The organism is Streptomyces fulvorobeus (genome assembly GCF_013167895.1).
GTDB lineage: Bacteria > Actinomycetota > Actinomycetes > Streptomycetales > Streptomycetaceae > Streptomyces > Streptomyces fulvorobeus.
Genome location: NZ_BLWC01000001.1, coordinates 3,832,339 through 3,855,672, shown reverse-complemented (window position 1 = coordinate 3,855,672; position 23,334 = coordinate 3,832,339). Strand labels below are relative to the sequence as shown.

The window sequence follows — 23,334 nt, the reverse complement described above, 5'->3', positions numbered from 1 at the left end:
CCGCGACTTCAGCCACCGCCTGTGGACAACACCCCGGCGACTGGCGCCCCACAATGCGACATATAGGTCATATTTACGCTTAGTCTGACATTGCGCTGTCCCCAGCAGTTGCGCTTTCGCCCTCATGGTCTTAGGGCGGATCAGGGTCGGACGGGGCGCGGCGTGCCGGACCCCCGCCAGCCCGGCGTGACCCGAACGACAGGCCCTAGGGAAGGACGACCCTCCACATGCCCGCAGACCTCGCTGTCATCGGACTCGGTCACCTCGGCCTGCCTCTCGCCCAAGCCGCCGCGGCAGCGGGCATCCAGACCGTCGGCTACGACACCGATCCCCGGCCCTTCACCGAACTCTCCGCCGGACGCAGTCCCGTCGAGGGCTCGCTCTCCGCCCCGGACATCCGCCGGATGCTCTCGGGGGGATTCCGGCCCACCACGAACGCGGCCGAGCTGGGCCGGGTCCGTACCGCCGTCATCTGCGCCGCCACCCCCCTCGGGGCCGACCGCACCCTGGACCTAGGCGCCCTCGGCGACGCGGCCCGCGCCCTCGCCGCCCGGCTGCGCCCGCACACCACCGTGCTGCTCGAATCGGCCGTGCCCCCCGGCACCACCGAGAACTTCCTGCGCCCGCTGCTGGAAGAGGGCTCAGGACTGCGCGCCGGACGCGACTTCCACCTCGCCTACTCCCCCAGCCGTCTCGACCCCGGCAGCCGCACGCATGTCTACGCCAACACCCCCAAGGTGATCGGCGGCCTCACCCCGGCCTGCACCGAATCGGCCGCGGCGTTCTACGGCAGGCTCACCGACAAGGTCGTGCGGGCCCGCGGACCGCGCGAGGCGGAGATGACCAAGGTCCTGGAGACCAACTTCCGCCACGTCAACATCGCCCTGGTCAACGAGATGGCAGTGCTCTGCCACGACCTCGGTGTCGACTTCTGGGACGTCATCCGCTGCGCCGAGACCAAGCCCTTCGGCTTCCAGCCCTTCCGTCCTGGCCCCGGGGTCGGCGGCCACGGCACTCCCGTGGACCCCGGCCACCTCCCGTACAGCAGCCGCACCCCCGGGCACCCCCTGCGCATGGTCTCCCTCGCCCAGGAGATCAACGACCGGATGCCGCAGTACGTGATCCAGCGCTGCGCCACCCTCCTCAACGAACACGGCAAGTCCGTCCGGGGCGCACGCGTGCTCCTCCTCGGGGTCACCTACAAGCCGGACCTGGCCGACCAGGAGGCGTCCCCCGCCCGTGAGATCGCGGGCCGGCTGATGGACATGGGCGCGCAGATCGGTTACCACGACCCGCACGTCCTGGACTGGCGCGTGCGCGAACTGCCCGTCCCGCGCGCGGACTCGCTGTACGAGGCCGCGGCCGGCGCCGACCTGACCGTGCTCCTCCAGCACCACCGCACGTACGACCTCCAGGGCCTCGCGGTGAAGGCCCAGCTCCTCCTCGACACCCGGGGAGCCACCCCGGCGGGAGCCGCCCACCGGCTCTGACACCGGCCGTCCAGCCAATCCCCGCAAGGGATTTCGGTGGGCGATGTCGTAGTGGACTGCTAGCCTGCGGCGTCACTTCTCGCACAGCCGTGCGCTTTCGTCCCAGGGGGATACCCACCATGAGCCAGCCCGTGCCGCCGAACCAGCCCCAGCAGCCCTACGGTGGCCAGCCCTCCGGCGGCAACCCCTACGCCGGGCAGGCGGCCCAGCCCGGCGCGCCGGGCGGCAACCCGTTCGCGGGCCAGCAGCCCGGCCAGTTCGGCGGCGCCCCGTTCGCCCCGGCTCCCCCCGCCCGCGCCAACCTCGGCCTCGGCATCCTGACGGCGTTCGGCACCGCCCTCGTCGCGGCCGTGCTGTACGGCGTCCTCGCCGGTTCCATCGAGCGCGAGATCGGGTACGCGGCGGTCGGCGTCGGCTTCCTGGTCGGCTTCGCCGCGGCGAAGGTCGGCGGTGCCCACCCGGCCCTCGTCGCCGCCGGCGCCGTCTTCTCCCTCGGCGCCGTCTACCTCGGCCAGCTCGTCGGCATGTCGATGATCCTCGCGGACGCGTCCGGCCTGTCGTTCTCCGGCGTCTTCTTCGACCACTTCGGTGATGTCACGAAGATCTGGAAGGAGGAGGCCGACTTCATGACGTACCTCTTCCTCGCCCTCGGCCCGGTCGCCGCGATCGGCGGCGCCCGCAAGGCCGGCTAGTCGCCACGCGGTACGCATGACGGGAGGGCCCGGACCGCACGTGCGGTCCGGGCCCTCCCGTCATGCCCGAAAGCTCCGGGGCGGGGTCAGCGGCGGTGCTGCGAGTCCGCCACCGTCACCTCGACGCGCTGGAACTCCTTGAGGTCGCTGTAGCCCGTGGTGGCCATCGCGCGGCGCAGGGCGCCGAAGATGTTCATCGAGCCGTCAGGGGTGTGCGAGGGGCCCGTGAGGACCTCCTCCGTGGTCCCGACCGAACCCAGGTCCACCAGCTTGCCGCGCGGCACGTCCTCGTGGACCGCCTCCATGCCCCAGTGCCGGCCGCGACCGGGCGCGTCCGTCGCACGGGCCAGCGGAGAGCCCATCATCACGGCGTCCGCGCCGCAGGCGACGGCCTTGGGGATGTCACCGGACCAGCCGACGCCACCGTCCGCGATCACGTGCACGTACCGGCCGCCCGACTCGTCCATGTAGTCGCGGCGCGCCCCGGCCACGTCGGCGACCGCGGTCGCCATCGGGACCTGGATGCCGAAGACGTTGCGCGTGGTGTGCGCCGCGCCGCCGCCGAAGCCCACCAGGACACCGGCCGCGCCGGTGCGCATCAGGTGGAGCGCCGCGGTGTACGTGGCGCAGCCGCCGACGATCACCGGGACGTCCAGCTCGTAGATGAACTGCTTCAGGTTCAGCGGTTCGGCGGCGCCCGAGACGTGCTCGGCGGAGACCGTCGTACCGCGGATGACGAAGATGTCCACGCCCGCGTCGACGACCGCCTTGGAGAACTGGGCGGTGCGCTGCGGGGAGAGCGCGGCGGCGGTGACGACGCCGGAGTCGCGCACCTCCTTGATGCGCTGCCCGATCAGCTCCTCCTGGATGGGAGCGGAGTAGATCTCCTGGAGCCGGCGGGTCGCCGACTCGACGGGCATCTCCGCGATCTCGTCGAGGAGGGGCTGCGGGTCGGCGTGCCGGGTCCACAGCCCTTCCAGGTTGAGAACGCCCAGGCCGCCGAGTTCGCCGATCCTGATGGCGTGCTGCGGGGAGACGACGGAGTCCATGGGGGCGGCCAGGAACGGCAGCTCGAACCGGTAGGCATCGATCTGCCAGGCGATCGAGACCTCCTTCGGGTCCCGCGTACGACGGCTCGGGACGACGGCGATGTCGTCGAACGCGTACGCCCGGCGGCCGCGCTTGCCGCGCCCGATCTCGATCTCAGTCACGATGGTGTGGCCTTTCCCTCTACGTCTGCCATGCCAGTATCCCCGACACACGTCGGAGGGGCGGCCCCGGGAACCCCCCGGGGCCGCCCCTCGGGGCGACGGTGCGGCTACTTCCTGCTGTAGTTCGGCGCTTCGACGGTCATCTGGATGTCGTGCGGGTGGCTCTCCTTGAGGCCCGCCGACGTGATCCGTACGAAACGGCCGTTGTCCTGGAGCTCCGCCACCGTCCGGCCGCCGACGTAGAACATCGACTGGCGCAGACCGCCGGTGAGCTGGTGGACGACCGCGGAGAGCGGGCCCCGGTAGGGGACCTGGCCCTCGATGCCCTCGGGGACCAGCTTCTCGTCGGAGGCGACGCCCTCCTGGAAGTACCGGTCCTTCGAGAACGACTTGCGCTCGCCCCGGGTCTGCATCGCGGCGAGCGAACCCATGCCGCGGTACGACTTGAACTGCTTGCCGTTGATGAAGAGCAGCTCTCCGGGGGACTCCTCGCAGCCCGCGAGGAGCGAGCCGAGCATCACGGTGTCGGCACCGGCCACCAGGGCCTTGGCGATGTCGCCCGAGTACTGGAGGCCGCCGTCACCGATGACCGGGACACCGGCCGCCTTGGCGGCCAGGGACGCCTCGTAGATCGCGGTGACCTGCGGGACGCCGATGCCGGCGACCACGCGGGTGGTGCAGATCGAGCCCGGCCCGACGCCGACCTTGATGCCGTCGACGCCCGCGTCGATCAGTGCCTGGGCGCCGTCACGGGTGGCGATGTTGCCGCCGATGACGTCGACCGAGGAGTTCGACTTGATCTTGGCGACCATGTCGCCGACGAGCCGCGAGTGACCGTGGGCGGTGTCGACGACGATGAAGTCGACGCCCGCCTCGACGAGTGCCTGGGCCCGCTCGTAGGCGTCGCCCGCGACTCCGACCGCGGCGCCGACCAGCAGCCGGCCTTCCCTGTCCTTGGCGGCGTTCGGGTACTTCTCGGCCTTGACGAAGTCCTTGACCGTGATGAGGCCCTTGAGGATTCCGTGGCCGTCGACCAGCGGAAGCTTCTCGATCTTGTGGCGGCGCAGCAGCTCCATGGCGTCCACGCCGGAGATGCCGACCTTGCCGGTCACGAGCGGCATCGGCGTCATGACCTCGCGCACCTGGCGCGTACGGTCCGGCTCGAAGGCCATGTCACGGTTGGTGACGATGCCGAGGAGCTTGCCCGCCGCGTCCGTGACGGGGACACCGCTGATGCGGAACTTGGCGCAGAGGTCGTTGGCCTCCAGCAGCGTCGCGTCCGGGTGCACCGTGATCGGGTCGGTGACCATGCCGGACTCGGAGCGCTTCACCAGGTCGACCTGGTTGGCCTGGTCCGCGATGGAGAGGTTGCGGTGCAGCACGCCCGCGCCCCCCTGCCGGGCCATGGCGATGGCCATGCGCGCCTCGGTGACCTTGTCCATCGCCGCGGAGAGCAGCGGGATGTTCACCCGGACGTTCTTGGAGATGTACGAGGAGGTGTCGATCTGATCGGGCGCCATGTCGGACGCGCCCGGCAGCAGCAGCACGTCGTCGTATGTCAGCCCGAGCGTCGCGAACTTCTCGGGCACTCCGTCGACGTTTGCAGTCATGACACCTTCCCCAAATGGCCTTGATCGGTGCGGATGTCCATGCTAACGGGCTCCCGGGGTGTCTCATTCCACGATCAAGATCGGTAAACGGTTCTGTACGTTCCTACGTGCACGCGGCCGGGACGGGTCTACTGTCCGGCGAGGGCGCGCAGTCTGCTCAGCGCACGGTGCTGGGCGACGCGGACGGCCCCCGGGGACATCCCCAGCATCTGTCCGGTCTCCTCGGCCGTCAGCCCCACGGCGACCCGCAGGACCAGCAGTTCGCGCTGGTTCTCCGGGAGGTTGGCCAGCAGCTTCTTGGCCCAGGCCGCGTCGCTGCTGAGCAGGGCACGCTCTTCCGGGCCGAGCGAGTCGTCGGGCCGCTCCGGCATCTCGTCGGAGGGCACGGCCGTGGACCCGGGGTGGCGCATGGCGGCGCGCTGGAGGTCGGCGACCTTGTGGCCCGCGATGGCGAAGACGAAGGCTTCGAAGGGCCTGCCGGTGTCCTTGTACCGGGGCAGCGCCATGAGCACCGCGACGCAGACCTCCTGCGCCAGGTCCTCCACGAAGTGACGGGCGTCACCGGGCAGCCGGTTCAGCCGGGACCTGCAGTAGCGCAGGGCGAGGGGGTGGACATGGGCCAGCAGGTCGTGGGTGGCCTGCGCCTCACCGTCGACGGCGCGGTGCACCAGAGCACCGATCGCCGTCGTCTCGTCGTCGCGCATCGGACCATGGTGCCTTGACGCTGCCGTATCCGCGGCACCGCGTCCTGAGTTGTGCACCGAAGCGTTATGAGCGGGTGCGCCGGATGTCATGTCCTGCGCCCTCCCCTTCCGCTCGACCGAATCGTTCCCGAGGAACTCCACGTCTCAAGGATGCGGCATCGGCCGGGAAGCGTCACATATCGCTGGTGGGAAAGGCGTGAGCGCGGGCCCGCCGCCCCGCCGTCCACGTCACCCCGTCCGCCGTTGCGCGGACGGGGGCGGTTCTTCGGCTGCCGGCGGCACCCGGTCTCAGCGGACCAGGCCCCAGCGGAAGCCGAGTGCCACGGCGTGGGCGCGGTCCGAGGCGCCGAGCTTCTTGAAGAGACGCCTCGCGTGCGTCTTCACCGTGTCCTCCGAGAGGAACAGCTCGCGTCCGATCTCCGCGTTGGACCGGCCGTGGCTCATGCCTTCGAGCACCTGGATCTCGCGCGCGGTGAGCGTCGGCGCCGCACCCATCTCGGCGGACCGCAGCCGGCGCGGGGCGAGCCGCCAGGTCGGATCGGCCAGGGCCTGCGTCACGGTGGCCCGCAGCTCGGCGCGCGAGGCGTCCTTGTGCAGATAGCCGCGGGCACCGGCGGCGACCGCGAGCGCGACACCGTCCAGGTCCTCGGCGACGGTCAGCATGATGATCCGTGCCCCGGGGTCGGCGGAGAGCAGCCGCCTGACCGTCTCCACACCTCCGAGACCGGGCATGCGTACGTCCATCAGAATGAGATCCGAACGATCGGCCCCCAGCGGCGGAGGACTTCCTCGCCGTTGGCCGCCGTCGTCACACGCTCGACGCCGGGCACGGTGGCAACCGCGCGGCGGAGCGCTTCTCGGGCAAGCGGGGAGTCGTCGCAGACGAGGACGGATGTCATGACCGTCCTCCGCAGCTGATGCGCGTCACCTTGAGCCTCCAGGCTGATACAAGTCGTCACCTGTGCGGTTGACCCCCTCGGACATCTGCCCGAGCTCGTTCTTCGTCAACCGCCTCCGCACTCTCAACGACGGTCACTCGAAAGAGTTACGGGTCGGACGGGCGGGTTCGGCACTCTACGTGAGGAGCCGCGCACGGAGGAGAACGGCGCAGATGGTCCAGGCGTCAACCGAAACTTCACCCGTACCCATGCCCCATTTAGCGGGATTTCTTCCCTTTTCCGGGTGTCTATGGCTAGATTCGCAATCAGTCATATTTACATCTACTAACACCGTAGATGTACGGTCGGGACTCAGGTCCCCGACGATCAACAACGGTCGAGGATGCCGTTTCCGACTCAGCACGGTTTCGAGGGGACAAGCAATGGCAGATTTCTCCCGCCTTCCCGGACCCAACGCAGACCTGTGGGACTGGCAGCTGCTGGCCGCCTGCCGGGGGTCGACAGCTCGCTCTTCTTCCACCCGGAGGGTGAGCGCGGGGCGGCTCGGAGCGCTCGCGAGACCTCGGCGAAAGAGGTGTGCATGCGCTGCCCGGTACGGGCCGAGTGCGCGGCACACGCGCTGGCGGTACGGGAGCCCTACGGAGTGTGGGGCGGCCTGACCGAGGACGAGCGCGAAGAGCTCATGGGCCGGGCGCGCAGCCGGCTGATCACGGCCGCCCACTCGGGCCTCACGGCCGACCCCGGCCACCCCTGACCCCACACCCGCCACTCGAAAGAGAAACGTTTCTCTTCCAGGCGTTTCCCTGACCCCGCACCCCGGCGGGCAGCCCTGGGCGCGGGCCGGAGCCGCCCGCTCGCCTCGGCGCCGGGGGGCCCGCTCCCGTGCGGCCCGGCTCAGCGCGCGGCGGCCCTGGAGAGCTCGTCGAGGGTGGCGGCCACCGCGGGCACCCGGGCCAGGTCCGGCAGGGCCAGCGCGACGATCTCGCGCTCGATGGCGGGCTCGACCGCGACGGTACGGGCGCCCTTGGGGCGTACCGACTCGATGGCCAGCTCCGGCAGAACGGCCACCCCCAGCCCCGCTCCGACCAGCCCGATCACCGCGGGGTAGTCGTCGGTGGCGAAGTCGATCCTGGGAGTGAAGCCGGACGCCTCGCAGACCTCCACCAGCTGGCGGCGGCACCGCGGGCAGCCCGCGATCCACGACTCGCCGGCGAGTTCTCCGATGCCCACGGCGTCCGCGCCCGCCAGCCGATGTCCCTCGGGGACCAGTCCGATCAGCCGGTCGGTCAGCAGCGGGCGCACGACCAGGTCGTCCCACTCGCCGCCGGACGCCCCGTAGCGGAACGCCAGCGCGATGTCGCAGTCGCCGTCCCTGAGCATCTCCACCGAGCGGGGCGGCTCCGCCTCGACGAGCGAGACGCGGGTGCCCGGGTGGGCGGCGCGCAGGGCCGCGAGCGCGCCCGGGACCAGGGTGGAACTGCCGCTGGGGAACGAGACGAGCCGGACCCGCCCCGCCCGCAGTCCGGCGATCGCGGCGACCTCCTCCTCGGCGGCCGTCAGCCCGGCGAGGATGCCGGAGGCGTGGCGCACCAGGGCCTGCCCGGCCTGGGTCAGTCTCATCTCACGGCCCGTGCGGATGAGCAGGGTGGTGCCCGCCGACGCCTCCAGGGCCTTCATCTGCTGGCTGACCGCGGGCTGCGTACAGCCCAGTTCGCGCGCGGCGGCGGAGAACGAGCCGGTCGTGGACACGGCGCGCAGGACTCGGAGATGACGGGCTTCGATCACTCTTCCACCATAAGCGAGTCTTGGATGCGCGACGAATAATCAGCGTGCGACTTTGGGTGATCAGTCGCTAGCGTGTGCGGCATGAAACTGCTGACCGTGAACCTGGGCCGCGCCAGGGTGTCCGAGCACACCAATGGCCCTGGCGGCCTCACCGGAATCGACAAGCGCCCGGCCGAGGGCCCCGTCCACGTCTCCGACCCGGGGCCCAAAGGGACCGGCGGCAGCGGTCTCGCCGGTGACGCGGTGTGCCACCTGCGGCACCACGGGGGCACGGACCAGGCGGTGTACGCCTTCGCACGCGAGGAGCTCGACGCGTGGGAGGCGGTGCTCGGCCGGGAGCTGGCCAACGGGACGTTCGGGGAGAACATCACCACCCTGGGGATCGATGTGAGCGGTGCCAGGATCGGGGAGCGCTGGCGGATCGGCTCCGCCCTCCTCCTGGAGGTCACGTCGGGCCGCATCCCGTGCCGTACGTTCGCCGGCCATCTGGGGGAGAAGGGCTGGGTCAGGCGGTTCACCCAGGAGGCCGCGCCCGGTGCCTACCTGCGGGTCCTGGAGCCGGGAGCGATATCCGCCGGGGACCCGGTCGAGATCGTGCACCGGCCGGACCACGACGTCACCGTGTCCCTGGTGTTCCGCGCGGTCACGACCGAGCGGGAGCTGCTGTCCCAGCTGCTCGCGGCCGGGGACGCGCTGCACCCGGAGGCACTGCGCGACGCGCGGGCGTACGTGGAGAAGCACGGGAGCCGGCACGGCTGACGGGCCGGTTCGGGACGGCCGGCGGGCGGACGGCGGGCGGGTCGACCGCCCCCGCCCGCGGGGCACTAACGTGCCGCCTATGACGACTGCACTGATTACGGGCGCGACAGCGGGGATCGGGGCCGCTTTCGCGCGGCGGCTCGCGGGCGACGGACACAACCTCGTGCTGGTGGCCCGCGACACCGAGCGGCTACGGGTACAGGCCACCGAACTGCACGACCGGCACGGCATCGAGGCCGAGGTGCTGACCGCCGACCTCTCCGATGACAAGGGGATCGCGGCGGTCGAGGCCAGGCTCGGGGACCGCAGGCAGTCCGTCGACCTCCTGGTCAACAACGCCGGATTCGGCAACAAGGGACGCTATCTGGAAGTCCCGATGGCCGATGAGCTGGCGATGCTGAAGGTGCACTGCGAGGCGGTGCTGCGGCTGACGTCCGCCGCCACGGCCGGGATGAAGGAGCGGGGGCGCGGCGGGGTGGTCAACGTGGCGTCCGTCGCGGCCTTCGTACCGCGCGGGACGTACGGGGCCTCCAAGGCGTGGGTCGTGCAGTTCACCCAGGGCGCGGCCAAGGACCTGTCCGGTTCGGGGGTGCGGCTGATGGCGCTCTGCCCCGGCTTCGTCCGGACCGAGTTCCACGAGCGGGCCGGGATGGGTACGGACAGCATCCCGGGCTGGATGTGGCTCGACGCGGACAAGCTGGTGGCGACCGCGCTCATGGACCTGGCGCGCGGCCGGACGGTCTCGGTGCCGGACGCGCGGTACAAGGCGCTGATGGGGCTGGTGAAGGTGACGCCCCGTGGTCTGCTCGGCGGGGTCACCTCCCGGACAGGCCGCAGGTACGGTCCGCAGTAGCGGACACCCCGCTCACCGCCGTGGCCCCGCCCGAGCGGGAGGCGGGTAGGCACGCGACGGACCTGCTGGTGGAGCGCCCGGCCCGGTGAGCGGTGATCGAGCCGCTGCGCCCGTTCGGCCTACGAGCTGGAGCGCTCGTTCGCGGAGCCGGTGGCCGCCGAGGTGCTGGGCCGCCCGGCCTGACGCCGGAGCCCGCGACGCACTGAGGCCCGGTGCCCCCGCGACGGGGGTACCGGGCCTCAGTGGTGAGCCGGGCGCGTACTAGTGGGAGTGGCCGTGGCCGTGACCGGCGTCGCCCTCGTCCTCGGCCGGCTTCTCGACGACCAGGGTTTCGGTCGTGAGCAGCAGCGAAGCGATCGACGCGGCGTTCTCCAGCGCGGAGCGGGTGACCTTGACCGGGTCGATGACGCCGGCCTTCACCAGGTCGCCGTACTCGCCGGTCGCGGCGTTGAAGCCCTGGCCCTTGTCGAGGTCGGCGACCTTGGCGGTGATGACGTAACCCTCCAGGCCGGCGTTCTCGGCGATCCAGCGCAGCGGCTCGACGGCGGCGCGGCGCACGACCGCGACACCGGTGGCCTCGTCGCCGGTCTTGCCGAGGTTGCCGTCCAGGACCTTGACGGCGTGGACCAGAGCGGAGCCACCACCGGAGATGATGCCCTCCTCGACCGCGGCGCGGGTCGCGGAGATGGCGTCCTCCAGACGGTGCTTCTTCTCCTTGAGCTCCACCTCGGTGGCGGCACCGACACGGATCACGCACACGCCGCCGGCCAGCTTCGCGAGGCGCTCCTGGAGCTTCTCGCGGTCCCAGTCGGAGTCCGTGGACTCGATCTCGGCCTTGATCTGGTTGACCCGGCCCTTGACGTCGGCGGAGTCGCCGCCGCCGTCGACGATGGTCGTGTCGTCCTTGGAGACGGTGACGCGGCGGGCGGTGCCCAGCACGTCGAGACCGGCGCCGTCGAGCTTGAGGCCGACCTCTTCGGCGATGACGGTCGCACCGGTGAGGGTGGCGATGTCGCCGAGCATGGCCTTGCGGCGGTCACCGAAGCCCGGGGCCTTCACCGCGACGGCGTTGAAGGTGCCACGGATCTTGTTGACGACCAGGGTCGACAGGGCTTCGCCCTCGACGTCCTCGGCGATGATCAGCAGCGGCTTGGAGGCACCGGCCTGGATGACCTTCTCCAGGAGCGGGAGCAGATCCTGGATCGAGCCGATCTTGCCCTGGTGGATCAGGATGTACGGGTCGTCGAGGACGGCCTCCATACGCTCCTGGTCGGTCACCATGTACGGGGAGAGGTAGCCCTTGTCGAAGGCCATGCCCTCGGTGAACTCAAGGTCCAGACCGAAGGTGTTGGACTCCTCGACGGTGATGACACCGTCCTTGCCGACCTTGTCCATCGCGTCCGCGATGAGCTCGCCGACCTGCGAGTCCTGCGCGGAGAGCGCGGCCACGGCGGCGATGTCGGACTTGTCGTCGATCGGGCGGGCGGTCGCGAGGAGCTCCTCGGACACGGCCTTGACCGCGGCGTCGATGCCCTTCTTCAGGGCGGCCGGGGAGGCGCCCGCGGCGACGTTGCGCAGGCCCTCGCGGACGAGCGCCTGGGCCAGGACGGTGGCGGTGGTGGTGCCGTCACCGGCTACGTCGTTGGTCTTGGTCGCCACCTCCTTCACCAGCTGGGCACCGAGGTTCTCGAACGGGTCGTCGAGCTCGACCTCGCGCGCGATGGTGACACCGTCGTTGGTGATGGTGGGAGCGCCGAACTTCTTGTCGATGACGACGTTGCGGCCCTTGGGGCCGATCGTCACCTTCACCGTGTCGGCAAGCTTGTTGACGCCGCGCTCAAGGGCGCGACGGGCGTCCTCGTCGAACTTCAGAATCTTCGCCATGGGCTGTTGCCTGTCCTCTCAAAACGAACTGCGCCCCTGACCGCCCGGCTAGTTATTTCGCAGGGGGCCAGGGGCGCAGAACAGAAACAAACGTGGGTGAATTACTTCTCGATGATCGCGAGCACGTCACGAGCCGAGAGGACGAGGTACTCCTCGCCGTTGTACTTCACCTCGGTGCCGCCGTACTTGCTGTACAGGACGACGTCGCCGGTCTTGACGTCGAGCGGAAGACGCTCGCCGTTCTCGAAGCGGCCCGGGCCCACGGCAAGGACGACGCCCTCCTGGGGCTTCTCCTTGGCGGTGTCGGGAATGACCAGGCCGGAGGCCGTGGTCTGCTCGGCGTCGAGCGGCTGGACCACAATGCGGTCCTCAAGCGGCTTGATCGCAACCTTGGAGCTGGTGGTCGACACGATCCGGTCTCCCCCTTCGGAGATCTCACGGGGTTTAACAGTCTGTGGGGTGGCGACCAGGTCGATCCGTCGTCGCGGGTGCCGGACCTGCCCTGTCGCGCGGTGATGCTGGCACTCTCCATCGGGGAGTGCCAGCACTGAGACTATGACCGGGATTAGCACTCGGTCAAGCTGAGTGCCAATTCACCACTCCGGCGTGGCGGACGGGCAGCCCTCCCGTGTCAGACGTAGTCCTCCAGCCTGGCGACGGCGTACCCCTTGTCCGTGACCGTCTTCATGACCCGCCGGACCATGTCCGGCATGGAGCCCTTCCACTCCCCGGGCCCCCGGAAGTGGGTGAGGATGATGTCTCCCGGGTGCAGGTCCCGGTCCCACTCGCGCCATTCCATGTGGTCGGGGAACGCCTCGGAGGCCCACAGGGGTACGGCCTTGATGCCGCAGGACCTGGCGATGCGCAGGGTGTCGCCGTCGTAGTTGCCGTACGGCGGCCGGAAGAGCGTGGGCCGCTTCCCGAAGTGCTTCGCCATCATGTCCTGCTGGCCGCAGATCTCACGCTTCTGCTCGGCGTACGACAGGCCGGGCAGGTAGCGGTGGTTCAGCGTGTGGTTGCTGAGGGTGACGCCGCGGGCCTGCATCTTCCTGAAGTAGCCGTAGTCCTCGTTGATCACGTAGTCGCTGAGGAAGGCGCTGTACGGGATGTCCAGTTCCGTCATCATCCGCAGCAGCGCGGGGTCCTTCTCGGCGCCGTCGTCCATCGTCAGGAAGACGATCCGCTCCTTGGTCGGCACGGTGGTGAAGACGGGCGGGAGCGTGTCCCCGCCGGCGACCTCGAAGCCCTTGCGGGTGGTGATGCGCGGTTTGGCGGCCGGGGGTGCGGGAGCGGCGAGCGGAACCCTGGCGAGGCGCCACTTCCTGGCCGCCGCGACCCGCGCCGCCTGCTTCCGCCTCGTCTTCTCGGCGTACCCGGCAAGGGCGTCGGCCGGTGCGGCCTTCGGGGCGGGCGGGCCCTCCTGGCCGGCGGCGGGCGGGGCCGGGCGCTTCCCGCCGGTGGCGCTGTCCGCGCCTTCGCCGGCGCACCCGGCGGCGACGGCGGTGGCGATGAGGGCGATGAGGGCCGTACGGAACGGCCCGAGGACGAGCCCGGCGGGCCCGTACCGCTTCATGGCGGATTCTTCCTTTTGTCGTACTAGCTGCATGGCGCCGCATCCTGCCAGCACCCGCCCGGGCGCCCGGCCCGACACCGCCGCCGGGCCCGCCCGGTCCCCCGGCTGGCTCACAATGGGCCGGGTGAACGCTCTCCCCCCGCCCGACGCCCCCGACCCGATCGCCGGCTTCCACGCCCTCCTCGCCCCCGAGGGAGCGGCGCTCCTGGCCGAACTGCGCGACCACGACCCCGCCCGGGAACTGGCCACGGCGACCCGGCTGCGCCGCGGCCACCCGGCCGGCCTGGTGTCGGCGGCCCTGGGGCAGGCCCGGCTGCGGCAGCGGGCGGTGGCCAAGTTCGGTACCGAGGACGCGTACCGGATGTTCTTCACGCCCAACGGTGTCGAGCAGGCGACGCGCACCTCGGTCGCCGCTTACCGGGCGCGGCGCTTCGCCGCCCTCGGGGTGCGCAGCGTGGCCGATCTGTGCTGCGGGATCGGCGGCGACGCGATCGCCCTCGCACGGGCGGGCATCACGGTGCTGGCCGTGGACCGCGACCCCCTGACCGCCGAGGTCGCCCGCGCCAACGCCGCGGCGCTCGGCCTGGAGGCGCTGATCGAGGTCCGGTGCGCCGATGTCACCGGGATCGACACCGCTCCGTACGACGCGGTCTTCGTCGACCCGGCCCGGCGCGGCGGACGCGGCCGGATCTTCGACCCGGAGGCGTACTCCCCACCGCTGTCCTGGGCGGTCTCGGCCGCGCGGAAGGCCCCGCGCGCCGCGCTGAAGATCGCCCCCGGCGTCCCGCACGAGGCGATCGGGCCGCTGGCCGAGGCCGAGTGGATCTCGGACGGCGGTGAGGTGAAGGAGGCCGTGCTCTGGTTCGGCGAGGGCTTCGCCCCCGGCTCGTTCCGGGCGACGCTGCTCCCGGCGGGCGCCACCCTGACGGCTCCGGCGCCCCTGCCCGCCCCGCCCGTCGGTCCCGTCGGCCGCTATCTGTACGAGCCGGACGGCGCCGTCATCCGCGCCCACCTGGTCGCCGACATCGTGGACCGGTGCCGCGGCCGGCTGTTCGACGAGATGATCGCGTACGTCACCAGCGACGAGCTGTACGACTCCCCGTACACGACGGCGTACGAGATCACGGACGAGCTGCCCTTCAACATGAAGAAGCTCAAGGCCCTGCTGCGGGAGCGCGAGGTCGGCGTCCTGACCGTCAAGAAGCGCGGTTCCGCCGTCGAACCGGAGGAGCTGCGCCGCAAGATGAAGCTCCGGGGCCCGAACGCGGCGACCGTGTTCCTGACCCGGGTGGCGGACGCTCCCACGATGCTGGTCGGTCAGCCCGTCAAACGGCCCTGACGGGCCCTCGCGAGGACGGACGCCGTCACCTGAGGCGGGCGGCGCGATCGGCGCCGTACAGCACCTCGAAGGGGATGCCCGCCCGGCCCAGGGTCCGCTTCGCCCGCACGACGCGCTGGGCGACGGTCGCCCCGGAGGCCAGGAAGGCGCGGGCGGTCTCCTCCGAGCCGAGGCCGCCCAGGAGGCGCGGGGTGAGGGCGATCCGGGCCTGGGTGGAGAACACCGGATGGCAGGAGGTGAAGATCAGCCGCAGCAGGTCGTCGTCGACGCTGTCCGGGTCGGCGGGTTCCGGCGGGGGTACGTCCTCCAGGGCCCTGCCGACCTCCGCCGGCTTGCGTGCGTAGGTCTCCTCGCGGCGTACGGGCCCGCCCCGGATCGACACCCCGCCGGATATTCTTTCGGCGGATGTCAGCCGACGCCCTCGAAGCGCCAGCGGTGCACCGGGCGGGCGATCAGTTCCGCGTCCGGCTCGGGGAGTTCGGGCAGCTCGTCCCCGTAGGCGCCCTCCCACCAGGTGATGACGAGCACCCGGTCCTGCGGGGCACGCAGCAGCTCCCGGCGCACCGGCTCGCGGGCAGCTCGGCCGACCGGGCCCGCGCCCACTCCAGCAGCTCGGGACCCCGGCCGTCGACGGCCCGGGCCTCCCACATCAGTGCGACGGTCGTACCGCTCATGAGTACAGGTTGTCCTTGCTGATCTCGTGCACGTGATCGTGGCCGTGCGCGTGGGCGCCCGGCACGTGGGGCTCGGTCACCGGCAGCGAGGAGTCCGCCGACAGTGCCAGGTCCGAGGCAGGACGGTTGCGGGCGACCATCTCGGCGCCCAGTGCGGCGACCATCGCCCCGTTGTCCGTGCAGAGTCCGGGGCGGGGCACCCGCAGCCGGATTCCGGCCCGCTCGCACCGCTCCAGCGCCAGCGCCCGCAGCCGCGAGTTGGCCGCGACCCCACCGCCGATCATCAGGTGGTCGACGCCCTCGTCCTTGCAGGCACGCACCGCCTTGCGGGTGAGCACGTCCACGACGGCCTCCTGGAAGGACGCCGCCACGTCCCGTACCGGCACCTCCTCGCCCGCCGCCCGCCTCGCCTCGATCCAGCGCGCCACGGACGTCTTGAGCCCGGAGAAGGAGAAATCGTACGCGGGATCGCGCGGACCGCTCAGACCGCGCGGGAACGCGATCGCCTTCGGGTCGCCCTCCTTCGCCAGCCGGTCGATGACCGGCCCACCGGGGAAGCCGAGGTTCAGCACCCGGGCGATCTTGTCGAACGCCTCGCCCGCCGCGTCGTCGATGGTCGCGCCGAGCGGCCGTACGTCGGCGGTGATGTCCGGCGCGAGCAGCAGCGAGGAGTGCCCGCCGCTGACCAGCAGTGCCATGGTCGGCTCGGGGAGCGGGCCGTGCTCCAGCTGGTCGACGCAGATGTGCGAGGCGAGGTGGTTGACCCCGTAGAGGGGCTTGTTCAGCGCGTACGCGTACGCCTTGGCCGCCGAGACCCCGACGAGCAGCGCGCCCGCGAGTCCGGGGCCGGCCGTGACCGCGATGCCGTCGAGGTCGCGCGCGCTGATCCCGGCGTCCTTCAGGGCGCGCTCGATGGTCGGGACCATCGCTTCCAGGTGGGCGCGGGAGGCGATCTCCGGTACGACACCGCCGAACCGGGCGTGCGTGTCGACGCTGGAGGCGACGGCGTCGGCGAGCAGGGTCGTGCCGCGCACGATGCCGACGCCGGTCTCGTCGCAGGAGGTCTCGATGCCGAGTACCAGCGGTTCGTCAGCCATCAGTCAGTCTCGGTTTCCTGTACGTGGAGGCGCATGACGAGCGCGTCGATGTTCCCCGGCTGGTAGTAGCCGCGCCGGAAGCCGATCGGCTCGAAGCCGAAGCGTTCGTACAGCTTCTGCGCGCGGGTGTTGTCGACCCGGACCTCCAGGAGCACGGTGGCGCACTCGAAGGCCGTGGCGTGCTTCAGGAGGTCGGTGAGCAGTTCGGAGCCGAGGCCGCCGCCCCAGTGGTCGCGTCCGACGCCGATGGTCTGGACGTCACCGAGGTCGCCGACGGCGGCGAGTCCCGCGTACCCGACGATCCGGCCGGTGGCCGGGTCCTCGGCGACGACGTAGCGGCGGGTGGCGCCGGGGCCCCGGGCGTGGGCCAGCTCCGACCAGAACATCCCGGGCGACCAGGCGTCCTCCGGGAACAGCTCGTGTTCGAGTTCCAGCACGGGATCGATGTCCCACCAGCGCATCTCGCGCAGCACGGCGGTCACGGTCGCCGCACCTGTCCCTCGGATCGCTTCGGTCACTTCGGGGTGACCACCTTGTAGTTCTTCGGCACCTGGGCGTCGGGCCTGCGCAGATAGAGCGGGCGGGGCGGCAGCAGTTCCCGCCCGGCGGCCAGGCGCTCGGCGGCGAGGGCCGCCAGCGCGCCGGCCGAGACGTGTTCGGGCTCCCGGGCGTCGGGGAACGCCTCCGGGTAGAGCACCGCGCCCGCCCCGACGACGGGCAGTCCGGCGAGCTGTGCGGCGATGTCGGCGGGGCGGTCCACCGCGGGATCACCCGTGCGGGTACGGAAATCCTCGTACCGCGCCCAGTAGACCTCCTTGCGGCGGGCGTCCGTGGCGACGGCGAACGGGCCACGGACTCCGGCGAGCCCGGCGGCGTACGCCAGTCCGTCCAGGGTGCACACCCCGTGCACGGGGAGCGAGAGGGCCGAGGCGAAGGCAGCCGCGGTCACGAGGCCGACGCGCAGGCCGGTGTACGGGCCGGGGCCGACGCCCACGACCAGGCCGGTCACGGCGTCGAGCCCCGTCCCGGCCTCGGCGAGGACCCGGTCGACGGCGGGCAGCAGCAGTTCGCCGTGCCTTCGGGCGTCGACCCGGCTCGTCTCGGCGACGACGGCTGAGCCGTCGTGCAGGGCGACGGTCACGGCGGGGGTGGCGGTATCCACGGCGAGCAGGAGCACAGCAAACAGCCTACGGCTCCACCGACGGGGTCACCGCGCCCGTACGTCGTCCGGGCCCGCCCGACCCCGGCTGCTACCGTCACCCGGTATACGCGTGTACGACATAAACGCTTGTACGACAGGTGCCGGATGGCAGGCGAAAGGGGAGCTCAGGTGGCAAGGGGCAGCTCGGGAATCGTGGCCGGGCTGACGGCGGCTGCTGTCGCCGTGGTCAGTTTCCTCGCCTACCAGGCATCGGCCGACGCACCGGACTCGTTCGCGGAGACCAAGCCCAGGGCATCCGACAGCGCCTCCGCCCGGCCCGTCCAGAAGCCGAAGCCCTCCCAGGCACCGCTGGCGGTGCCCGCGGAGTCCGGTACCGGAACGCGTGTCGTGTACTCGCTGAAGGACCGGCGGGTCTGGCTGGTGGACGCCGGCGACAAGGCGAGCCGCACGTTCACCGTCATGCCCAGTCCGGTCAGCCCTCCTCCCGGGGCCTACCAGGTGAACTCGCGCACCGGCAGCGTGCAGGGTTCGGACGGCGTGATGATCGAGCACGTCGTGCGCTTCACCAACGTCGACGACGTCGCCATCGGCTTCAGCGCCGCCCAGGACGGCACGATGGCGAGCCCGGACCCCACGTCCAGGACGGGCGGGGTGCGCATGAAACGGGCGGACGGCGACGCGATGTGGACGTTCGCGACGGTGGGCGTCAAGGTCGTCGTCGTCCCCTAGCCGAACGGGGCGGGAGCGGCCTCAGGCCGCCGCGCGCCCCACCGGCGGTCCCGGGCGTTCCCCGTGGTGGGCGTCCGCCGTCTCGGGCGCCCCGGCCGCCTCCGCCGCCTCGTCTTCGGGCCCGCCCTCGCGCTCGTCGCGCGGGGGTGTGGAGACCGCCGACGCGGCGGCGCAGGAGGCCAGCAGGTCTTTCATGGACACCGCCGACGACGGCCGCGCCTGCGGCTGCGGGGGCTGCGCTTCACGCTCGGGCGTCGGCATGGATGCCTCCAGGGGCTCCGGTGGAAGGCGTGGTTAGGTACACCTAACCAGGTCTTCTCTCCATGTGACCACGCCCGTGGCCCCCGGCGCAACAATTTACCGACGGCCTGTCGGAAAGTCCCCCCGGCGAACCCCTACCCCTCCGGCGCCAGCTCCGCCCGGAGCCCCGCCCAGCGCGGTCCGACGCCCACCAGGGTCACCGTCCGCCGCTCGTCGTCCGTGTCGCCGGCCGCGCGGTCGATCACCACGTGCAGACGGCTCTCCGACAGCTCCTCGACCTTGCCGTCGCCCCACTCCACGACCACCACCGAATCCGGCAGCGACACATCAAGGTCGAGGTCCTCCATCTCGTCGAGCCCGCCGCCCAGGCGGTACGCGTCGACGTGGACCAGCGCGGGGCCGCGGGTCAGCGACGGGTGCACCCGGGCGATCACGAAGGTGGGCGAGGTGACGGCGCCCCGCACTCCGAGCCCCTCACCGAGCCCCCGGGTCAGCGTCGTCTTCCCCGCACCCAGTTCACCAGTGAGCATCACCAGGTCACCGGGGCCAGCACACCGGCGATCCGGCGGCCCAGGTCCTGCATCTGTCCGGGTGACTCGACGGCCATGGCCAGGGTGACGGTCCCCGGCCCGGAGGTCTCCGCCGCCGGGCTCTTCTGCACTGCTTCCATGCCGGTCAACGTTAGACGGTCGGGGCCGCCGACGGCACGGCGCCGACGCGTACCAGCAGGTCCGCGATGCGCTCGTTCACCACCTCGGGGTGCTCCAGCATCACCAGGTGCCCCGCGTCCGGCACGATCACCAGCTCCGCGTCGGGCAGCACCTCCGCGATGGCCTCGCTGTGCGAGCTGGGTGTCACCAGATCCTTGTCACCCGTCAGGATGAGCACCGGCATCCCGCGGAAGGCGGGCAGCGCCCCGCTCTTGTCGTGTTCGGTGAACGCCGGATAGAACTCGGCCACCACATCGATCGGGGTGGCCTCGATCAGCCGCTCCGCGAACCGCGCGACCGCCGGGTCCACATCCCTCGATCCGAACGAGTACCGCTTGATGAGCCCCGCGAAGAGGTCCGCCGTCGCCCGCCGCCCGCGCTCCACCAGCTCCGTCTGCGTGCCCAGCGCCTTCAGCACCCCCGGCAGCACCCGGCGTACCGCGTTCACGCCCGCGACCGGCAGCCCGAAGCTCACCTCGCCGAGCTTCCCGCTCGACGTGCCGACGAACACCACCGCGGTCACCCGGTCCCGGATCAGCTCCGGGTACTGGTCGGCCAGCGCCATCATCGTCATGCCGCCCATCGAATGCCCGACCAGCACGAGCGGGCCCTCGGGCGCCGCCGCGTCGATGACGGCCTTCAGGTCGCGGCCGAGCTGGTCCACGGAGACGGGCACGCCCCCGGCCTGCGCCCTGCCGCGCTCGGAGCGGCCGTGGCTGCGCTGGTCCCAGTGGACCGTCCGCACGAGCCCGCGCAGTGCGGCCCGCTGGAAGTGCCAGGAGTCCTGGCCGAGGCAGTAACCGTGGCTGAAGACGACGGTCGCGGGCGCGGGCGCCCTGCGGCCGAACAGTTTGCGCCGCCGCGCCCCGGAGGCCGCCGTACCCGGCACCGGGGCTCCGCCCGCGCCGCCCTCGGGGTCGGCCTCCTCGACCTCGTAGTGCAGTGCGGTGCCGTCGTCCGCGACGGCCTTGCCCGGCTCACCCCTCAGGGAGCCGTAGGGTCCGGTGGCGTCCAGGGCCAGCCGGGCCCTCTTCCGCATGCCCCGGCCCACGGTCATCCGCTCGACCGCGACGCCCGCGGCGGCGCCCGCGGCGAGCACCCCTATCGCCGCGCCCGCGAGGCCCGCCCCCCGGCGCCAGCCGGCCGCGGCGGCCGCCGTCGCCACCACGTCCCCCGCGCTGCTCTCGCTCACGTGCCGCGCTCCTCGTGCTCGTAGTGCTCGTGCGCTTTTCTCGGCTACTGGTTCAGGTGGACGCGCGGCACGCGGGGACCGATGCGGGTGACGATCTCGTACGCGATCGTGTCCGCCGCCACCGCCCAGTCCTCGGCGCTCGGCTCGCCCCGGTCCCCCGGCCCGAACAGCAGCGCCTCCGCCCCCGGTTCCAGCTCGTCGCCCGCCAGGTCGACCACGAACTGGTCCATCGCGACCCGCCCCGCCACCGTGCGGCGCCGGCCTCCGACGAGGACCGGGCCCCGGCCCGAGGCATGGCGCGGAATCCCGTCCGCGTACCCGACGGGCACCAGGCCGAGCGTCGTCTCGGCGGGCGTCGTGTAGTGGTGTCCGTAACTGATGCCGTGGCCCTCGGGCACCCGCTTGACCAGGGCGACGGAGGCGGCGAGGGTCATCACCGGGCGCAGCCCGAAATCGGCGGGGGTGCCCAGCTCGGGGCTGGGCGAGATGCCGTACACGGCGATCCCGGTCCGTACGAGGTCGAAGTGGGAGTCGGGGACCGTGAGGGTCGCCGGGGAGTTCGCGATGTGCCGTACCTCGGGCCGCGCGCCCGCCTTCTCCGCGTACGCCACCAGATCCCGGAACACCTCCAGCTGGGAAACGATCGAGGGGTGTCCCGGCTCGTCGGCGCAGGCGAAGTGCGACCAGAGCCCGGTGATCCTGACCGTGCCCGACTCCTCGGCGGCGCGGGCCGCCGAGACCAGCTCGGGCCAGTCGGCGGGCTGGCAGCCGTTGCGCCCGAGACCGGTGTCGGCCTTGAGCTGGACCCGGGCGGCGGTGCCCGCCGCCGCCGCCGCGTCGACGGCCTCGCGCAGGGCCCACATACCGCTCACGGACACGTCGATGCCCGCCTCGATCGCCTCGCGCCACGGGCCGCCGGGCGTCCACAGCCAGCACATCACCCGGCCGCCGAGGCCGGCCGCCCGCAGGGCCAGCGCCTCCTGCGGGGTGGCGGTGCCCAGCCACGTCGCGCCCGCTTCGAGGGCCGCCCTGGCACAGGGCACCGCCCCGTGCCCGTACGCGTCCGACTTCACGACGGCCATGAGCTGCGCACCGGCCGCCCGCGCACGCAGGGCGCGCACGTTGGCGCGCAGCGCGGCGAGGTCGATCTCGGCACGGGCTCTCAGGGTCGCTGTCTCGTTCATCGCGCCCAGTCTCTCAGAGCCGTACGCCCGTACGTGTCGCCGGAGCCGTCAGGGGACCCGGGGCGGCGCGGGCTCAGGCGTCCCGCACATCGCGCCAGGCCGCCGGGAGGGCGTCCGCGACGTCCTGCGCGGCCACGGGCGCGCCGGCGGACGCCCGGCGTGCGGCGAGCCCGTGCAGATAGGCGCCGGCCGACGCCGCGTCGCGCGGGGCGAGGCCCGCCGCGAGCAGCGAGCCCGTCAGACCGGAGAGCACGTCGCCGCTGCCCGCCGTGGCCAGCCAGGAGGTGCCGGTCGGATTCACCCGCACGGGCGTGTCCCGGGCCTCGGCGACCAGGGTCGTCGACCCCTTGAGCAGGACGGTGGCACGGTAGCGGGCGGCGAGCTCGCGTACGGCGGCGAGCCGCCCCGCCTCGACCTCCTCGCGCGCCACGCCCAGCAGCGCCGCGGCCTCCCCGGCGTGCGGGGTCAGCACGGTGGGCGCGGACCGCGACCGTACCGCCTCCGCGTCCATCAGCCGCAGCCCGTCCGCGTCGACCAGCACCGGCACATCGGCGGCCAGCACATCGGCGACCGCGTCGGCCGCCTCCGTACCGTCCCCGAGCCCCGGCCCGACGACCCACGCCTGGACCCGCCCCGCCGCGGAGGGCGGACCCGCGTGCACCAGCGTCTCCGGGAAGCGGGCGAGCACCGCAGCGGCGCCTGGACCCACGTACCGCACGGCCCCGGCCCCGCCCCGCAGTGCTCCGGCGACCGCGAGCACAGCGGCGCCCGGATACCGCCCGGACCCGGCCACCACGCCGACGACCCCACGCCGGTACTTGTCGCTCCCGGCGCCCGGTACGGGCAGCAGCGCCGCCACGTCCGCGTACTGGAGCGCTTCCAGATCCGGCGGCTCCGGCAGGTCCGGGCCGAGGCCGATGTCGACGAGCCGCAGCGCGCCCGCCCGTTCGGCCGCCGGGTCGATGAGCAGCCCCGGCTTGTAGGTGCCGAACGTGACCGTCGCGTCGGCCCGCACCGCCGGGCCCTCGACCGCCCCGGTGTCCGCGTCGACCCCGCTCGGCAGGTCCACGGCGAGGACGGGCGCCCCGTGCGCGGTGACCGCCGCCACGAGCGCCGCCGCCTCCGGGCGCAGCCCGCCCCGGCCACCGATCCCGGTGATGCCGTCGACGACGAGGTCGACCGCCCCCAGCCCCTCCGCGCTGTCCAGCACCTGGCCACCGGCCGCCCGCAGCGCCGCCAGCCCGCCCGCGTGCACCCTGCCGGGTGAGGTCAGCAGCGCCCGTACCCCCGCCCCGCGCCTCGCCAGCCGCGCCCCGGCGTACAGCGTGTCACCGCCGTTGTCGCCGCTGCCGACGAGCAGCAGGACCCTGGCCCCGTACACCCTGCCGTTGCGCCGCAGCAGATCCCCGCAGGCCACCGCGAGCCCCGCGGCGGCCCGCCGCATCAGGGCGCCTTCCGGCAGCCGTGCCATGAGCGCCGCCTCGGCGGCCCGTACGGTCTCCACGCTGTAAGCCGTTCGCATACGG

20 protein-coding genes and 5 pseudogenes are annotated in these 23,334 nt (G+C 72.3%); 7 read left to right on the top strand and 18 right to left on the bottom strand.

Annotation, left to right across the window (positions count from 1 at the left end; genetic code table 11):
- Positions 1 to 227: 227 nt before the first annotated feature.
- Together Sfulv_RS17620 and Sfulv_RS17615 are read left to right on the top strand one after the other, a co-directional pair.
- Entirely contained in the window at positions 228 to 1,490 is a 1,263-nt protein-coding gene (locus Sfulv_RS17620) for a nucleotide sugar dehydrogenase (protein ID WP_173315132.1), read from the top strand.
- A 119-nt stretch (positions 1,491 to 1,609) separates the two neighbouring features.
- Positions 1,610 to 2,182: a hypothetical protein gene (locus tag Sfulv_RS17615; protein ID WP_173315129.1), complete on the top strand. Its 573-nt coding sequence runs from the start codon at positions 1,610 to 1,612 to the stop codon at positions 2,180 to 2,182.
- Positions 2,183 to 2,268: 86 nt separating this feature from the next.
- On the opposite strand, the gene Sfulv_RS17610 is transcribed toward Sfulv_RS17615, so the two are convergent.
- From Sfulv_RS17610 to Sfulv_RS17595, 4 genes and pseudogenes are all read right to left on the bottom strand, one after another.
- Entirely contained in the window at positions 2,269 to 3,393 is a 1,125-nt protein-coding gene (locus Sfulv_RS17610; RefSeq protein WP_173315126.1) for a GuaB3 family IMP dehydrogenase-related protein, read from the bottom strand.
- 107 nt (positions 3,394 to 3,500) lie between these two features.
- Positions 3,501 to 5,003, bottom strand: a complete 1,503-nt coding sequence (gene guaB, locus Sfulv_RS17605; RefSeq protein WP_173315123.1) for an IMP dehydrogenase — start codon at positions 5,001 to 5,003, stop codon at positions 3,501 to 3,503.
- Between the two features lie 128 nt (positions 5,004 to 5,131).
- The gene (locus Sfulv_RS17600; protein WP_173315120.1) at positions 5,132 to 5,707 is read right to left on the bottom strand and encodes a sigma-70 family RNA polymerase sigma factor; all 576 of its coding nucleotides are present in this window, start codon (positions 5,705 to 5,707) and stop codon (positions 5,132 to 5,134) included.
- Positions 5,708 to 5,995: 288 nt separating this feature from the next.
- A pseudogene (locus Sfulv_RS17595) lies at positions 5,996 to 6,606 on the bottom strand (response regulator).
- Between the two features lie 422 nt (positions 6,607 to 7,028).
- Here Sfulv_RS17595 and Sfulv_RS17590 point away from each other — a divergent pair.
- Positions 7,029 to 7,360, top strand: a pseudogene (locus Sfulv_RS17590) (WhiB family transcriptional regulator).
- A gap of 140 nt (positions 7,361 to 7,500) precedes the next feature.
- Here Sfulv_RS17590 and Sfulv_RS17585 read toward each other — a convergent pair.
- Positions 7,501 to 8,391, bottom strand: a complete 891-nt coding sequence (locus Sfulv_RS17585; protein WP_173315117.1) for a LysR family transcriptional regulator — start codon at positions 8,389 to 8,391, stop codon at positions 7,501 to 7,503.
- Between the two features lie 81 nt (positions 8,392 to 8,472).
- Here Sfulv_RS17585 and Sfulv_RS17580 point away from each other — a divergent pair, with 81 nt between their 5' ends.
- Entirely contained in the window at positions 8,473 to 9,150 is a 678-nt protein-coding gene (locus tag Sfulv_RS17580; RefSeq protein WP_173315114.1) for an MOSC domain-containing protein, read from the top strand.
- A 79-nt stretch (positions 9,151 to 9,229) separates the two neighbouring features.
- A complete protein-coding gene (locus Sfulv_RS17575) occupies positions 9,230 to 10,003 on the top strand; it encodes an SDR family NAD(P)-dependent oxidoreductase (protein WP_173315111.1) in 774 nt (257 codons plus the stop codon).
- A 261-nt stretch (positions 10,004 to 10,264) separates the two neighbouring features.
- On the opposite strand, the gene groL is transcribed toward Sfulv_RS17575, so the two are convergent.
- The 3 genes from groL to Sfulv_RS17560 all read right to left on the bottom strand — a co-directional run bounded on the left by groL (position 10,265) and on the right by Sfulv_RS17560 (position 13,460).
- Positions 10,265 to 11,887 (bottom strand): chaperonin GroEL, encoded by a 1,623-nt coding sequence (groL, locus tag Sfulv_RS17570; RefSeq protein WP_173315108.1) that lies wholly within the window; start codon positions 11,885 to 11,887, stop codon positions 10,265 to 10,267.
- A gap of 101 nt (positions 11,888 to 11,988) precedes the next feature.
- A complete protein-coding gene (gene groES, locus Sfulv_RS17565; RefSeq protein ID WP_028439209.1) occupies positions 11,989 to 12,297 on the bottom strand; it encodes a co-chaperone GroES in 309 nt (102 codons plus the stop codon).
- A gap of 221 nt (positions 12,298 to 12,518) precedes the next feature.
- A complete protein-coding gene (locus Sfulv_RS17560) occupies positions 12,519 to 13,460 on the bottom strand; it encodes a polysaccharide deacetylase family protein (protein ID WP_246353155.1) in 942 nt (313 codons plus the stop codon).
- Positions 13,461 to 13,575: 115 nt separating this feature from the next.
- Here Sfulv_RS17560 and Sfulv_RS17555 point away from each other — a divergent pair, with 115 nt between their 5' ends.
- Positions 13,576 to 14,799: a class I SAM-dependent methyltransferase gene (locus tag Sfulv_RS17555; protein ID WP_173317948.1), complete on the top strand. Its 1,224-nt coding sequence runs from the start codon at positions 13,576 to 13,578 to the stop codon at positions 14,797 to 14,799.
- A gap of 31 nt (positions 14,800 to 14,830) precedes the next feature.
- Here Sfulv_RS17555 and Sfulv_RS17550 read toward each other — a convergent pair.
- The 5 genes and pseudogenes from Sfulv_RS17550 to tsaB form a co-directional block, all read right to left on the bottom strand.
- A pseudogene (locus Sfulv_RS17550) lies at positions 14,831 to 15,160 on the bottom strand (RNA polymerase subunit sigma-24); the annotation flags it as partial.
- Between the two features lie 47 nt (positions 15,161 to 15,207).
- A pseudogene (locus tag Sfulv_RS17545) lies at positions 15,208 to 15,473 on the bottom strand (hypothetical protein).
- Entirely contained in the window at positions 15,470 to 16,570 is a 1,101-nt protein-coding gene (gene tsaD, locus Sfulv_RS17540) for a tRNA (adenosine(37)-N6)-threonylcarbamoyltransferase complex transferase subunit TsaD (protein ID WP_173315102.1), read from the bottom strand. Before tsaD ends, Sfulv_RS17545 begins: the two are co-directional and overlap by 4 nt.
- Entirely contained in the window at positions 16,570 to 17,031 is a 462-nt protein-coding gene (rimI, locus tag Sfulv_RS17535) for a ribosomal protein S18-alanine N-acetyltransferase (RefSeq protein ID WP_173317945.1), read from the bottom strand. Before rimI ends, tsaD begins: the two co-directional genes overlap by 1 nt.
- A 53-nt stretch (positions 17,032 to 17,084) precedes the next feature.
- On the bottom strand, positions 17,085 to 17,747 hold the full coding sequence (gene tsaB, locus Sfulv_RS17530) for a tRNA (adenosine(37)-N6)-threonylcarbamoyltransferase complex dimerization subunit type 1 TsaB (protein WP_256668969.1): 663 nt from the start codon (positions 17,745 to 17,747) through the stop codon (positions 17,085 to 17,087).
- A 177-nt stretch (positions 17,748 to 17,924) separates the two neighbouring features.
- Here tsaB and Sfulv_RS17525 point away from each other — a divergent pair, with 177 nt between their 5' ends.
- Complete coding sequence (locus tag Sfulv_RS17525) at positions 17,925 to 18,461, top strand: hypothetical protein (RefSeq protein ID WP_256669266.1); 537 nt, start codon at positions 17,925 to 17,927, stop codon at positions 18,459 to 18,461.
- Between the two features lie 21 nt (positions 18,462 to 18,482).
- Here the strand turns inward: Sfulv_RS17525 and Sfulv_RS17520 are convergent, their stop codons facing one another.
- The 5 genes and pseudogenes from Sfulv_RS17520 to Sfulv_RS17500 form a co-directional block, all read right to left on the bottom strand.
- Entirely contained in the window at positions 18,483 to 18,722 is a 240-nt protein-coding gene (locus tag Sfulv_RS17520) for a hypothetical protein (RefSeq protein ID WP_173310097.1), read from the bottom strand.
- Between the two features lie 134 nt (positions 18,723 to 18,856).
- A pseudogene (gene tsaE / locus Sfulv_RS17515) lies at positions 18,857 to 19,392 on the bottom strand (tRNA (adenosine(37)-N6)-threonylcarbamoyltransferase complex ATPase subunit type 1 TsaE).
- An 11-nt stretch (positions 19,393 to 19,403) separates the two neighbouring features.
- Positions 19,404 to 20,624, bottom strand: coding sequence for an alpha/beta fold hydrolase (locus Sfulv_RS17510; protein WP_173315095.1), 1,221 nt, complete (start codon positions 20,622 to 20,624; stop codon positions 19,404 to 19,406).
- 44 nt (positions 20,625 to 20,668) lie between these two features.
- A complete protein-coding gene (alr, locus tag Sfulv_RS17505) occupies positions 20,669 to 21,808 on the bottom strand; it encodes an alanine racemase (RefSeq protein ID WP_173315092.1) in 1,140 nt (379 codons plus the stop codon).
- Positions 21,809 to 21,881: 73 nt separating this feature from the next.
- Complete coding sequence (locus Sfulv_RS17500) at positions 21,882 to 23,330, bottom strand: NAD(P)H-hydrate dehydratase (protein WP_173315089.1); 1,449 nt, start codon at positions 23,328 to 23,330, stop codon at positions 21,882 to 21,884.
- Positions 23,331 to 23,334: the final 4 nt, after the last annotated feature.